The following is a 13,667-nucleotide window of genomic DNA, read 5'->3' as shown; positions in this document are numbered from 1 at the left end:
CTTGCGCCGAATGGGGATGGGGAAGCGAGGCGATGCGGCTTGCCATCGCCGCAGGGCGCGCCTAGTCTCGATGCCAAGTGCACGTCCGCGGTCCTGCGGGCGCGTGAATTGAGACAGGTAATCATAGCCATGCGGCAAATGGCAGCGCCAACAGGGCAGCCGCCGCGGCCCGGAGCAGCGGTGGCGACGGACAGACGAAAGGGCGGTTCCCTACCTCGCCCCTTCGCATTCACGCGACCGAAAAGCTATGGCGCCATCGACCTCGGCACCAACAACTGCCGCCTGCTGATCGCGCGGCCGCAGGACGGCGAACTCGTCGTCATCGATGCCTTTTCACGGATCGTGCGGCTGGGCGAGGGTCTGCACGGCAGCGGCCGAATCGGCGCGGCGGCAATCGACCGCGCGGTCGCCGCGCTCGCCGTCTGCGCCGACAAGCTGCGCCGCCGCCATGTCGCGCTGTCGCGCGCCGTCGCGACCGAAGCCTGCCGCCGCGCATCCAATTGCGACGAACTGGTCGACCGGGTGCGGCGCGAGACGGGCATCGTGCTCGACGTGATCTCGGCCGCCGAAGAGGCGCGGCTCGCGGTGCTCGGCTGCCACAATCTGATGGAGCCCGGCGACGGGCCGGCGCTGATCTTCGACATCGGCGGCGGATCGACCGAGTTGATGCAGGTCGAGGTGAACGGTCACGACGTCGCGATCCACGACTGGGTGAGCGTGCCGTGGGGCGTCGTGTCGCTGACCGAGCATGCCGCGACGACGACCGACGACCTGCCGGCGCGGCGCGCAAGCTATGCGCAGATGCGCGAGGTAACGCGCGCCGCCTTCGCCGCCTTCGCCGATCGCGCGCAGCGATTCGCGGGCCAGCCGCTGCGCCTGCTCGGTACCAGCGGCACCGTGACGACGCTCGCCAGCGTCTTCCTCGACCTGCCGCGCTACGACCGGCGTGCGGTCGACGGGCTGATCGTTCCCACCAGATCGATGCGCGACATCAGCCACCGCCTCGCCGAGGCAAGCCTCGCCGACCGCGCGGAGATCGCCTGCATCGGGCGCGAGCGCGCCGACCTGGTCGTGGCGGGCTGCGCGATCCTCGAAAGCATCATCGACCTGTGGCCCGCCGCGCGCGTCGGCGTCGCCGACCGCGGTATCCGCGAGGGGATATTGCGCACGCTGGCGGTGCAGGGCCGCGACGTACCGGTGACGCGCCGCGAGCATCGCCGGTGAGCGGCCCGCATCGCAAAGGCGGGGGCGCCGGGGGCGGCAGCGGACGCGGCGGCCTGCACGAGCGGGTGAAGACCGCGCGGCGGCGCACCGCATCGTCGACGCGCTGGCTGCAGCGCCAACTCAACGATCCCTATGTCCGCCGCGCGCAGGCGGAGGGCTATCGCTCGCGCGCCGCTTACAAGCTGATCGAGCTCGACGAGAAATTCGGCTTCCTGAAAAAGGCGCGCGCGGTCGTCGACCTCGGCATCACGCCGGGTGGCTGGTCGCAGGTCGTGCGCAAGACCAACCCGCGCGCGCGCGTTGTCGGGATCGACCTGCTCGCCTGCGAGCCCATCGAAGGGGTCGCGATCCTCGAGATGGATTTCATGGACGACACCGCCCCCGACGCACTGATCGAGGCGCTGGGCAGCGCCCCCGATCTCGTCATCTCCGATATGGCGGCGAACACCGTCGGCCATCCCCAGACCGACCATCTGCGCACCATCGCGCTCGCCGAAACCGCCGCCGATTTCGCGGTGCAGACGCTGCAGCCCGGCGGCGCCTTTGTCGCGAAAGTTTTCGCGGGCGGCGCCGACCGCGAGCTGCTGACCATCCTCAAGCGGAATTTCGCCACGGTGAAGCACGCCAAGCCGCCGGCCAGCCGCAAGGGATCGCCCGAACTCTATGTCGTCGCACAGGGCTTCAAGGGCCGGGAAGGCGCCGGGGCAAGCGAAGACGAGATGCCTTGAACGAAGGCGGGGGGACGGCATGAAGCGGACAGGGGCATCGGGGGCTTCGGTCGTGCTGGCGGCGCTGATGCTGGCCGCGTGCGGCGGCGGAGGTGGCGGCGGCGGAACCGGCGCACCGCCGGTCACGGTGACGCCGACACCATCGCCCACCCCGGCGCCGACCGCGAGTTGCACCCTTTCGGCGCGCCAGGGGTTCGCAAAGGCCGTGCTCGACGAATGGTATCTGTTCCCCGGCGACATGGCGCGTAACGCCGATCCGGCGCGGTACGCCGACGTCCAATCCTATATCGACGCACTCACCGCGCCGGCGCGCGCGCTCGGCAAGGATCGCTATTTCACCTACATTACCTCGATCGCCGAGGAGACGGCCTTCTACGCACGCGGCGCGAGTGCGGGATTCGGATTGCGGCTCGCCTACGATCCCTATGCGCAGCGCATCGTCATCGCCGAAGCCTATGAGGGTGCGCCGGCGCTGGCGGCGGGAATCGACCGGGGCGCGCGCATATCGGCGATCGGCACCAGCGCCGATTCGATGCGCACGCTGTCGTCGCTCGCCGCCGCGGGCGGCACCGACGCGATCATCGCCGCGCTCGGTCCCGACGAAGCCGGCGTGACGCGCGTGCTGCGCGTCACCGACGCCTCCGACACGCGCGACGTGCGCGTGACCAAGGCCGAATATGACATCGACCCGGTGTCCGACCGCTATGGCGCCAAGGTCATCAGCGAGGGCGGGCGTAGCTATGGCTACGTCAATCTGCGCACCTTCATCCGCTCGGCCGACCAGCAGCTTCGCGACGCGTTCCAGACCTTCCGCGACCGGGGCGTGACCGACATCGTCGTCGACCTGCGCTACAACGGCGGCGGGCTGGTTTCGACCGCCGAACTGTTCGGCGACCTGCTGGGCCGCGACCGCAACGCGAGCGAGATTTTTTCGCAGACACGGTTCCGCCCGGAAAAGGCATCGAAGGACGAACGGCATTTCTTCACCGCACAGGCCCAGGCAATCGCGCCGACGCGCATCGCCTTCATCGGCACCGGGTCGACCGCCTCGGCGAGCGAACTCGTCATCAACGGCATGCTGCCGTGGCTCGGCACCAACATGACGCTGGTCGGCGGCAACACCTATGGCAAGCCGGTCGGGCAGATCGCGCTCGACCGCCCCGAGTGCGACGACCGCTTGCGCGTGATCGCCTTCGCGACCGGTAATGCGGCGGGGGCCGGCGATTATTTCGGCGGGCTGGCGCCCCGGATCGCGAACAGCTGCGCGGCCGCGGACGATCTCGACCTGCCGCTCGGCGACCCGCGCGAGGCGTCGGTTCGCGCAGCGATCGATTTCCTAGCCGGGCGAAGCTGCGGCGCGCCGATCACCGGGCTCAGCGCATCGACGACGCGCAGCATCGCCGCGGTGCGCGAACCGACCGAGATGCTCGCCCCAGCCCGGCCGACCACGGCACAGCGCGAACTGCCCGGATTGTTCTGAAGTGCCGAACTGACGCCGCTCAGGCGGCGGCGCTCTCGCGGTCGGCGAACAGCGCTTTCAGATCCTTCTTCAATATCTTGCCGTTGGCGTTGCGCGGCAGCGTGTCGGCGGCGAAGCGGATCGCGACCGGCACCTTGAACGCCGCGAGCCGGGCACGCACCCAATCCTGCAGTTCGACCTCGGTCGCCGTCGTGCCGGGCGCGAGATGCACGATCGCCGCGGGCTCCTCGCCCAGCGTACGGTGCGGAATGCCGATTACCGCACAGTCGGTCACCGCCGGATGGTCGTACAGCACATTCTCGACCTCCGACGAATAGATATTCTCGCCGCCGCGCAGCACCATGTCCTTCGCGCGGTCGACGATATAGACGAAGCCCTCCTCGTCGAGCCGCGCGAGGTCGCCGGTGCGCACCCAGCCGTCGACGAAGGTCTCGGCGGTTGCCTCTGGCTTGTTCCAATACCCCATCACGATCATCGGCCCGCGCGCCCACAGCTCGCCGACCGTGCCGACCGGCAGCACCGTAACGCCGTCTTCGGCGCGGATTTCGAGGTCGGCGACCGCGACCGGCGGCCCCGCGCTCGCCGGGCGGTTCAGATAATCCTCCGCCCCGTGCGAGGTCACCGTCGCCATCGTCTCGGTCATTCCCCAGCCGTTGCCGGGCAGCGCGCCGAACTCCTCATAGATGCGCCGCACCAGTTCGGGCGCCGACGGCGCGCCGCCATAGGCGATCGCCTCGAGCGACGAGAGATCGTAATTCGCGCGGTCGGGATGCTCGATGAGCTGCCAGGCGATCGTCGGGACACCGCCGGTGACGTTGACCTGCTCGCGCTCGATGATCTCCATCGCGCGCACCGCGTCCCATTTGCGCATGAAGATGGTCGTGTTACCCGCCGCCATCGCGCCCATCAGCATGGCCGAACAGGCGGTAACGTGGAACATCGGGATCACCGTCAAGATCGTGCGCGGCTGGGGCTCCGGCAACGTCTCGCCGCGGCGCAGGAAGCTGCGCGCTCCCGAAAAAGCGCCCGAGAGGATGTTGGTCATCATGTTGCGATGCGTGCCGAGCGCTCCCTTGGGCTGCCCCGTCGTGCCGCTGGTATAGAAGATCGCCGCCGCATCGTCGCTGTCGATCGCGACGCGCGGGCGATCGTCGCCGGGCAGAGCGGCCCAGCTTGCCGGAGCGCCGACGATCTCCTCCAGCGCCGTCGTATCGGCGATCGGCCCCGCGCCGCGCGCGACGATCCACTGTTCGACGTCGGGCAGCATCGCGCGATGCTCGCGCAGCCGCTCGTAGCGCTCGCCATCGACGATCACGATCTTCGATCCCGAATCGCGAATGCCATAGGCCAGTTCGGCGCCGGTCCACCAGGCGTTGAGCGGCACCGCGATCGCGCCGATCGTGGTGATGGCGAAAAAGACCATCGGCCATTCGGGCAGGTTGCGCATCGCGAAGGCGACCCGGTCGCCCGGGCCGACGCCCATCGCCTGCAGCGCCCGCGCGAAGGCCGCGGTCGCGCGCCAGTTCGCCGCATAGCTGATCCGCTCGTCGTCGAGGATCGTGAACGGCCGCTCCCCGTGCACGCGCGACAGGTCGAGCAGTTCGCCCAGATCGTGCGGCGCATTCTTCCACACCCGCGTCGCAATGCCGCGGATCGGCACCACCTCCATCTCGAACGGAGCGCCCGGCGCGGTCAGCGCCGCGGTCGCATCGGCCAGCGACATCTTCGGCCAGCTGGGGTCGAGGGGCACCACGGGTTCGCCGGTCGGATCATTCGCCACGAGACATCTCTCCATCATCCTGCGCGCCGTTGAATCGGCGGCTCGGCGGCAAGGTTAGGATCGCCCGGCCCGTTCGACAAGGGTGCGGCTCGGCGCGCACGAGCAGCCCCCGCCCGCCCGCTCCGGTCAGGCCGGCTGGATCGCTTCGGGCGCCGCCGGCTCCCTGTGCGCGGCGATGCACGACAGCACGCTGGCGACGACCAGCACGAAAGCGGCCGCTTCAAGCCCGGTGGGCAGGCGTGCTTCCCACAGGAAACCGTATAGGAGAGCGAACAGCGTCTCGAAGAGGATCATCTGCCCGACGAGGGTCAGCGGCAGCAGCCGGCTCATCCGGTTCCACAGCAGATTGCCGAGGATCGACGCGAGCAGCGCGACGCCCATCGACACGCCAGCGAGCCGCGCCCAGTCGAGCATCGCATGCGGTTCGCCGTCGAACGCCAGCGACCAGGGGATCAGCAGCAGCGACAGCGAACCGGTGACGATCCCCATCAGCAGGTTCCAGTCGTGCGCGCCGATATGGTCCAGGCGGTTCAGCGCGCGGCTGTTCCCCACCGCGAACACGACCCAGCTGAGCAGCGCGCCGCCGGCGCACGCGAGCCCGAGGAGCTGTCGGCCGGTCGAACCCGTCGCAGGCGCGGCGACCGCCTGCCAGCCGATGCACAGCACGCCAGCGACCGACAGCAGCAGCGACGGCCACAGCCGGACGAGTGGAACCGCGCCATGATCGCAGCTTCCGACCAGGGTGACTGCAACCGGAAGGAAGCCGATGACGAGCGACGTCATCGCGATCCCGCCGAGCTGCACCGCGCCGGACAGCAGGATATAATAGAGGATGTTGCCGCAAAGCCCCAGCCAGCCGAGCGCCAGCCAGTCGCTGCGCGTCGCCTGCGCGACGGTGCGGCGCCAGCGCGGCGCCATGATCGCCGCGGAAAAAAGGCCGTAGAAGACATAGCGACCGATCGTGAGCTGGATCGGGCTGAAATCATGCGCAAGCGCCGGCGCGAGGAACACCAGCCCCCACAGCGCCCCCGCCCCCATTCCGCACGCGATCCCCAGCATTGTGCGGCGCGACGCATGCGGTCCGGCGGTATCTGGGATCATGACGCTGTCCTTGGTGACGATTGCTGGGAAATATCACCGTCAAAGCGGGAATTGCGCCCTTGATTCGAGGGCGAAATGCAACAAAAACTCGCTTCATGATGCCGGCCCGCTCCACCAGACGCAGCGAACTCGACAATTTCGATCGTGCCATCCTGCGCATCGTACAGCGCGACGCGAAGAAGCCGCAGCGATTGATCGCCGAAGCGGTCGGCCTGTCGGCGGCGGCAGTGCAGCGCCGCATCGCCGCGATGGAGGATGCGGGCATCATCGATCGGAACGTGGCGATCGTCGACCCCGCCGCGGTCCGCATGGCGATCACCGCGATCGTCGAAGTGCATCTGACCGACGAGAAGCTGCCGACCGTCGACAGGGCCAAGGCGCTGTTCCGCGCCGCGCCCGAAGTGCAGCAATGCTATTATGTGACCGGCGGGATCAGCCTTGTGCTGGTGATCGTCGTGCCCGACATGGCCGCCTACGAAGCCTCGACACGCCGGCTGTTCGCGCAGAACGAATCGGTGAAGAGCTTCCGCAGCCTGATCGCACTCCACCGGGTCAAGGCCGGAATGGAAATCGAAATCCCCGCGACGACCTCGCCCGCCCCGCGCCGCTGATCGCCGCAACGGCAAGGCTGTCTGCGTCAGCGGGCGGAAAAGCGACCGGCTCTTGCCTGCGCCGCGGAAGCAGGGTAGAGACCCGCCCGGCCATGCCATGGCCCCTTCGTCTAGCGGTCAGGACGCGGCCCTCTCACGGCTGAAACACGGGTTCGATTCCCGTAGGGGTCACCAGTCAAGCGGTTTATCGCGTTGATTTTGCGCGAGAATTTCAAATTCCCCTAAAACTGATACCACAAGTGTTCCCACATTATCCGTGGGGCGTGTTGGCATATCTCGGAACGCAACAGGACAGAATCAGGTCCATTCCGAAAATTTTTTCGAACGACGGGGCGCTTCGGTTCGTGTGGAAAGCACCTGCTCGTCGTGCAGGGATGCCGGGAATGGCTAACTTGGGGTGTGAAGCGATCGGATGACTTTGAACCCAGAGTGTAGAAAGCGGCCGCAATCGCTTTTCAATGATCAGCTTTCCGCGATCCATCGAATGGATGACCCATGCGGATTTGTCCAAGCGATGGGCTCAGCATTCAGCGAAAGTAGGAACGATCCCGCGACACCATCGGGAGTTTGTGTGGCAATCTGGGGAAGGACCATCGGAGATTCGTTCGAGATCCAGTAATCTGCCAACGTCATCGCCTGATCGGCGAAGCTGTCGCGACTCTCCTGATTGGGCAGATAGTTAAGCACGGCAGAATGTGTCAAACGGCGTTCAAAAGGGGCTCTGACTCACTTTTGGTGCAAGTGCGTTGATAATGGCGAGTTTCCCCGAAGGAGGATATCGCCATGCATGGGAGCGGTTTTCGCGAAGCCATTGCGCCAATAGGATTGGTGATCGACAAGGTCGAGTATGCCGCCGATCAGATACTGATCACCGGGCGATCCCGATTTCGAGTTTCGATCTGCCCGAACTGCTGCCGCCCATCTGCGCGTGTCCACAGTCGATATCACCGTACACTCGCCGATCTACCATCTCATGGCCGGCCGGTTCGGATTACTCTTGTCGCCCGGCGTTTTCGTTGCGCCACATCCCGCTGCACCACGCGTATCTTCGTTGAACGCTTTCCTCCGGATGTGACTGCAACATTTGCCCGGCGTACGACCCGCCTGGATTCTATCGTACATCACCTTGGGCTGGCGCTGGGTGGGCGTCCGGCGGCCAGCTTGGCGCGCCGCCTTCTGATGCCGGTCAGCAAGGACACATTGCTTCGAACTGTGCGTCGGCGCTTCAAGGGCGCTCAGGTTAAGCCTACGATCATCGGCATCGACGACTGGGCGTGGAAGCGCGGACAGCGATATGGCACGATCGTCTGTGATCTGGAGCGCCGACAGATTATCGACCTCCTCCCCGATCGTGGCGTCGCCACCGTAGAAGCGTGGCTCAAGGCCCGGCCGGAGATCTGCATTATCTCGCGTGATCGCGGTGGCGGGTACCGGCATGCGGCCGCGCGCGCCTTGCCTGACGCCCTGCAGATTGCCGATCGCTGGCATTTGATGGAGAATGCCAGCCAGGCGTTCCTCGACGCTGTCCGTAAATCTATGCGCGCCATTCGCCAGGCACTTCAATCCGCCGAACCCGATCCAGAACTCCTCACCTGCGCTGAGCGGCTTCAATACGAAGGCTTCAAGCGGCGTCAGGATGCCGATGATGCGATCCGTGTGCTGCTTGGAAAAGGGGCGTCCATCAAGGCGGTCGTTCGCGCGACCGGCTATGCCCGCAAGACCGTACGCCAGGTCGCTCGTGGCGGACGATCCGATATGTTCCGCACCCGGCTTAGCTCTCTCGACCCGTGGCTCGGGACGCTCGATGCCGAATGGCGTTCCGGTTGCCAAAATGGTGCCGAACTCTGGCGGCGGCTCAAAATCATCGGCTTTAACGGAAGCCTGCGTGTCGTTGCAGAATGGGCGACGCGGCGGAGGCGCAACGAGGCAGCTCCGAACAACGTGTCGCGCGTCATTCCATCAGCCCGTGTGATTGCCCGGCTTATGACGATGGCACGCGATCAACTCTCGCAATCAGAAGCCACGCTTATCGCGACGATTGAAGCCGCCGTCCCGGCGCTCGTCGTCGTTCGAAATCTTGCCGACCGATTCCACCGGATCATCAGGCAACAGAAAGACTTCGAGCTCGCCACATGGATCGACGAAGCCCGGAAAACGCCGCTTCGTTCGTTTGCCAATGGCTTGAGCGACGACTGGAATGCGGTGAAGGCCGCTATCGTAGAGCCCTGGTCCAACGGGCAAACGGAAGGGCAGATCACGAAGTTGAAGCTCGTCAAACGCCAGATGTATGGGCGCGCCAAGCTCGATTTGCTGCGGGCGAGGCTGATGCCACCTCTCGATCATCCCTCTTTATTGCACCAAAAGTGAGTCAGAGCCCTTTTTGCACGCCGATCACCCCACGAAGGGGGTGCCTATTGCACGCTGATCCTCAGTTTTGGTATCTGACATTCAAGAACGTCATGGCATCGTCATCCCCTGCTCCCACTGGTGCAGCGCACGATCGATCCGATCCATCATTTCGGCCATCTCAGCCTCACAAATGATAAACGCAGGCGCAATCCACATGGGCAAGCCGCGTTGCATCACCGGGCGCCGGTTCGGGCCGTAAAGCGTGGAGTACATCGCAACCCCATTGCGCAGCATCGCCGTTTGGAACTTGAGCTCCGCCTGATCCTGCGGGGCGAAGAAATTGCGCTTCCCATCAGGATCGGGCTTGACCAGTTCGAGCACCATGAACAGGCCCCACCCGCGCACGTCGGCAACGTTCGGATGCGCGAGCAGTCGGTCGCGATAGGAGAAAAGCTGCGCCTCGCGCTCGCGCACCGCCTCAAGCAGACCGTCCTCGCGGATCGCCTCGATCACCGCACAGCCGACGGCGCAGGCAAGCGCATTGCCGCCGTTGGTGAAGCCGTGAACGAACCCCACCCCCTTGTTGAACACGTCATTGACCGCGTCGCTGACGATGACGCCGCCGAGCGGCACATAGCTGGACGAGACCCCTTTGGCGAAGGCGATCATGTCGGGATCGACGGAATAATGGTCCATCCCGAACCATTTGCCCGTGCGCCCGAAGCCCGTGACGACCTCGTCGGCGATGAACAGCACATCGTTCTCATCGCAGATGCGACGGATTTCGCGCCAATAGGCGTCGGGCGGCACGACGCCATAGTCAGAGCCGCAACCGTGCGGCGTAGCGATATAGGCGGCGACTGTGTCGGCGCTGTGATAAAGGATGCTCTTTTCCAGCTCTCTCGCCACGAGCACGCCCCATTCGTCACGCGACAGGCCCTCGGGTTTCCGATAGTCGCTATATTGCTCGATCTTGGGCCACTGCAGCATCATAGGATCATAGTGACGCGTCGTGCCTGGATTGCCTGACAAGCTCATCGTCGCCAGCGTCATGCCGTGATAGGATTCATAATTGCTGATGATCTTGTGCTTGCCGCCGTTCCCACGCGCGACATGGTATTGCCGCGCGATCTTGATCGCCGTCTCGACCGCTTCCGACCCGCCCGAAACCAGATAGCTGGCCCGCATCCCCTTCGGAGCGACCTCGGCGATGCGGTCGCAAAGGTCGGCGCGCCGAAGATTGCCGAGCATAGGATGGACATAGGCGTAAGAGGAAAGCTGCTCGGCGATGGCCTTGGTCAGCCGCGGATGGCCATGCCCCATGCTGACCGCGAACGGTCCGCCCGAAGCGTCGAAATAGCGTTCGCCCTGCGTGTCGAAGAGAAAAACCCCGTCCGCGCTGGCCAGATCGACCGGCATGGGATGATAGGAAAACACATTGTCCCAGTTGGTTCCATTTCCGGTCGTGGTGCTCATATCGTGTCCTTCATGATGACTGTTGTTATTTATGCGGCGCACTGTGAGCCGCTCGACTTTTGAAACGCTGCTTTTCAGGAAGTTATGCTGGAAAAATGGCGGGTCAGGAGCGCCCGCTGACGATTGGGCGGCAGCTTGTCGGGAGAGATCAGTATCTGAACCCCCATGCCGTCGAGCAGCGCAAGCAGACTGTCGCCTTCCAGCGCCGGGTCGATGTCGGAACGTATCTCACCCCGCGCTGCAAGCTCGCGGAAACTGCTTTCCCAATTGCGGCGGAGCTGGTCATAGAAACGGGTATGCGTGGATCCCCGGCGCCCGGCCCCGAACGACGCCGAGGTAAAGGCCAGCCAGGCCTTCCACCATTCGATCTGATCGTCCGAATTGGGCAGGGTGTCGCACAGATAGTCGATGACGTCGGCGAGGCCGTAATCGCCGGACAGCAGCCGCTGGCGCCGGTTGTCGACGCCCGCGACGATTTCGGCGAGCACGACATCGAGCATCGCCTCCTTGTCGCGGAAATAATGCGTGAGCACTCCCGTCGTACAGCCGAGTTCCTGGGCGATGGCGCGCATCGACGCCTTGTCGAGACCGTCGCGCGCGATGACCCGTCGCGTCGCCGCGACCACCTCCGCGCGCCTGTCCTGACCGTCTGCAACCGTGCGTGACGCCGCCCTCACTATCCTCTCCTCTGGTAACGGGCCGCGCCCGGCGCGGCCCTTCGGCTCCTAGAATTGCGCTTTCACCCCCACGGCGACCCGTCGCGGCTCTGCGTACATCGACTGGGTAAAGCCCAGCGAGTTCACGTCAACCGCATAAAGCCGGTAACGACGGTCGAACAGGTTGACCGCCGAGACATAAAATTCTGGGCCATCATTGCCCACCCGATAGGCGATGCGCGCATCGACCAGGAAATTGGCGCGTTCGCGCGTGACGGGCGAATTGGCGATATTAAAATATTGCGACGACGCATGGCGGCCGTTGAAGTCCAGGCTGACCGCACCGCTGCCGAGCGGCGCTTCGTAGTGCATCCCGGCAACCAGGGAAAAGCGGGGCGCATTGGCCAGACGCCGGTCGGCCTGGCTGCCGTCGGGCAGGTCAATGTCGAAGGCCTTGGCGTGCAGCAGTTCAAACCCGCCGCTGAGGGTCAAGCCGCGCACCGGGCGCAGGTTGAAATCGACGTCGACGCCGTAGATTTCCGCTTGGACGTTCGACAGGAAACTGCTGAGACCTTGCGACCGGAACGCCTGAAAATCCTGGTAGTCATAGTAGAAAGCATTGACATTGAACCGCAGCCGCCGGTCCGCCGTTTCGGTCTTGATGCCGATGTCATAGCTGTCGAGCGTTTCCGGCTTGTAAGGCATCTGGACCGGCGTAACATTGCTGGCGTCGAGCAGATTGTTGAACCCGCCCGATTTGAAGCCGCGGTTATAGGCGGCGTAGGCAAGCACCCCATCGCCGGGGCGCCATTCAACCCGCGCCCGCCCGCTGATCCGGCTAGTAGCCTGCCGCGCCGCGTCGCCGTTGACGGTGCGATTGAACTCAAACACCCGTGCGACATAGTTGGTCGGCGAATAAAGCCCCGAACCGTCAATGTCGGCGAACAGGTCCTGCGCGAAATCGACGTGCCGGACTTCGCGGGTCCAGCGCAACCCGCCCACCAGCGTCAGCGTGGGCGCCACCTTGACCGCCGCTTCACCAAAGAATGCGACAGACTCGGCTTTGAGGGAGAAGTCCGAGCGGAGTGCCGTATCGAGGAGATAGAGGTTGAAGTCGCGGTCATTGCGCACGCGGTTATGGAAATAGTAGCCGCCAAGCACCCAGTTCACACTGTCGCCCGTTCCCGCCAGGCGAAGTTCCTGCGAGAATTGGCGGGTCCGGCTGTCCGACGCGATCTCGACCAGTTGGAGTGGCGTAACGTCAGTGTCTTCGAGGAATTCGGTTTCGTTGCGGGTGACGTCGGTGATCGACACCAGGTCGATGCCATCGGCCAGCGCCGCCTCCAGACGAAGCGTCCCCCCGACATTTTCGCGGCGGTCGCGTCCCGGCGTATTCACTGCGCCGCTGTGGGGGTCGTCGTCGTCGAGTGTCGCGAGGCTCGGCGTGTTCGGCACTCCGAAAATCTGGTGTGCGGGCGTATCGATCGGAACACCCTGGCCGTGGGCGCCGGTTCCGGTCGCCTCGAACGTATATTGCGGGCGGGATTTGCCCCGACCCGCCCGCAAGATCAGGTCGGCACGAACCGTATCGCCTTCATAGGCGAGACGGAACCGTCCGGCGAGCTTGTTGATTCCCGATCCGTCGGGTCCGTCGTGGTTGTCGATAAAGGATTCGGCCTGCTCGGTGACGACCGCGATCCGGGCGGACAGGCGATCGGCGATTGGAATGTTGAGCGCGCCTTCACCATAGAAGCTGGTGTCGCCCGCGCGCAGATCGATGCTGCCGCCCCATTCATGCTTCGGCCGATTGCTGATGAAATGAACCAGTCCACCGGTCGCGTTACGGCCGAACAATGTTCCCTGCGGCCCGCGCAGCACCTCGACGCGTTCGATATCGAATATCGGCGCCGCCGCCGAATTCAGCGAGGCGTTATAGACATCGTCGACATAGATCGCCACCGGCCCCTCGTTTCCGACGCCGAAATCGTTGAGCCCGACGCCGCGCAGGTTGAAAACGATCGTGCCGCTGCCGCCGGTGGGCGCGGTGAAATTCACCCCCGGGACCGCGCGCGCCAAATCCTTCCCCGACGCAACTCCCATCGTCTGCAACTGATCTCCCGACAAGGCCGAGACTGCGATGCCCACATCCTGCATCCGTTCCTCACGTCGCGACGCGGTGACGATGATATCGCCGGTCCCGGCGTCGGAGGCCCCCTCCTCCTGTGCTTGGGCCGCGGCGGGCAAGGCCGCAAGTCCGAAGAG

At 65.0% G+C, this 13,667-nt stretch carries 11 protein-coding genes and 1 tRNA gene; 6 read left to right on the top strand and 6 right to left on the bottom strand.

Features of this window, described 5'->3' with window-relative positions; all coding sequences use genetic code 11:
* Positions 1–129: 129 nt before the first annotated feature.
* From C3E99_RS18990 to C3E99_RS18980, 3 genes are read left to right on the top strand one after another with little or no spacing between them, the layout of a single operon-like run.
* Positions 130–1,224 (top strand): Ppx/GppA phosphatase family protein, encoded by a 1,095-nt coding sequence (locus tag C3E99_RS18990; protein ID WP_076073512.1) that lies wholly within the window; start codon positions 130–132, stop codon positions 1,222–1,224.
* A complete protein-coding gene (locus C3E99_RS18985) occupies positions 1,221–1,952 on the top strand; it encodes an RlmE family RNA methyltransferase (RefSeq protein WP_076073510.1) in 732 nt (243 codons plus the stop codon). Before C3E99_RS18990 ends, C3E99_RS18985 begins: the two co-directional genes overlap by 4 nt.
* A 19-nt stretch (positions 1,953–1,971) precedes the next feature.
* Positions 1,972–3,432 (top strand): S41 family peptidase, encoded by a 1,461-nt coding sequence (locus C3E99_RS18980; RefSeq protein ID WP_104960263.1) that lies wholly within the window; start codon positions 1,972–1,974, stop codon positions 3,430–3,432.
* Positions 3,433–3,451: 19 nt separating this feature from the next.
* On the opposite strand, the gene C3E99_RS18975 is transcribed toward C3E99_RS18980, so the two are convergent.
* Both C3E99_RS18975 and C3E99_RS18970 read right to left on the bottom strand, forming a co-directional pair.
* Positions 3,452–5,155, bottom strand: coding sequence for a class I adenylate-forming enzyme family protein (locus tag C3E99_RS18975; protein ID WP_420894044.1), 1,704 nt, complete (start codon positions 5,153–5,155; stop codon positions 3,452–3,454).
* Between the two features lie 183 nt (positions 5,156–5,338).
* Positions 5,339–6,313 carry a DMT family transporter gene (locus tag C3E99_RS18970; RefSeq protein ID WP_076073506.1) on the bottom strand — a complete coding sequence of 325 codons (975 nt, stop codon included), beginning with the start codon at positions 6,311–6,313 and terminating at the stop codon, positions 5,339–5,341.
* 98 nt (positions 6,314–6,411) lie between these two features.
* Between C3E99_RS18970 and C3E99_RS18965 the strand changes: the two genes are divergently transcribed.
* Both C3E99_RS18965 and C3E99_RS18960 read left to right on the top strand, forming a co-directional pair.
* A complete protein-coding gene (locus tag C3E99_RS18965; protein ID WP_076077459.1) occupies positions 6,412–6,924 on the top strand; it encodes an Lrp/AsnC family transcriptional regulator in 513 nt (170 codons plus the stop codon).
* A gap of 99 nt (positions 6,925–7,023) precedes the next feature.
* Positions 7,024–7,098, top strand: a tRNA-Glu gene (locus C3E99_RS18960).
* Positions 7,099–7,386: 288 nt separating this feature from the next.
* On the opposite strand, the gene C3E99_RS19925 is transcribed toward C3E99_RS18960, so the two are convergent.
* Positions 7,387–7,611: a hypothetical protein gene (locus C3E99_RS19925; protein WP_158682374.1), complete on the bottom strand. Its 225-nt coding sequence runs from the start codon at positions 7,609–7,611 to the stop codon at positions 7,387–7,389.
* A gap of 96 nt (positions 7,612–7,707) precedes the next feature.
* Here C3E99_RS19925 and C3E99_RS18955 point away from each other — a divergent pair, with 96 nt between their 5' ends.
* On the top strand, positions 7,708–9,291 hold the full coding sequence (locus tag C3E99_RS18955) for an ISL3 family transposase (protein ID WP_104959409.1): 1,584 nt from the start codon (positions 7,708–7,710) through the stop codon (positions 9,289–9,291).
* A 90-nt stretch (positions 9,292–9,381) separates the two neighbouring features.
* Here C3E99_RS18955 and C3E99_RS18950 read toward each other — a convergent pair whose 3' ends face one another.
* The 3 genes from C3E99_RS18950 to C3E99_RS18940 form a co-directional block, all read right to left on the bottom strand.
* Complete coding sequence (locus C3E99_RS18950; protein ID WP_104960262.1) at positions 9,382–10,749, bottom strand: aminotransferase family protein; 1,368 nt, start codon at positions 10,747–10,749, stop codon at positions 9,382–9,384.
* A gap of 74 nt (positions 10,750–10,823) precedes the next feature.
* Positions 10,824–11,426: a TetR/AcrR family transcriptional regulator gene (locus C3E99_RS18945; RefSeq protein ID WP_104960261.1), complete on the bottom strand. Its 603-nt coding sequence runs from the start codon at positions 11,424–11,426 to the stop codon at positions 10,824–10,826.
* 48 nt (positions 11,427–11,474) lie between these two features.
* Positions 11,475–13,559 (bottom strand): TonB-dependent receptor, encoded by a 2,085-nt coding sequence (locus tag C3E99_RS18940; RefSeq protein ID WP_267894978.1) that lies wholly within the window; start codon positions 13,557–13,559, stop codon positions 11,475–11,477.
* Between the last annotated feature and the right edge of the window lie 108 nt (positions 13,560–13,667).

It is taken from the genome of Sphingopyxis sp. MG, from assembly GCF_002953155.1.
Taxonomy (GTDB): Bacteria; Pseudomonadota; Alphaproteobacteria; order Sphingomonadales; family Sphingomonadaceae; genus Sphingopyxis; species Sphingopyxis granuli.
This window is presented reverse-complemented; position numbering and strand designations above follow the sequence as displayed.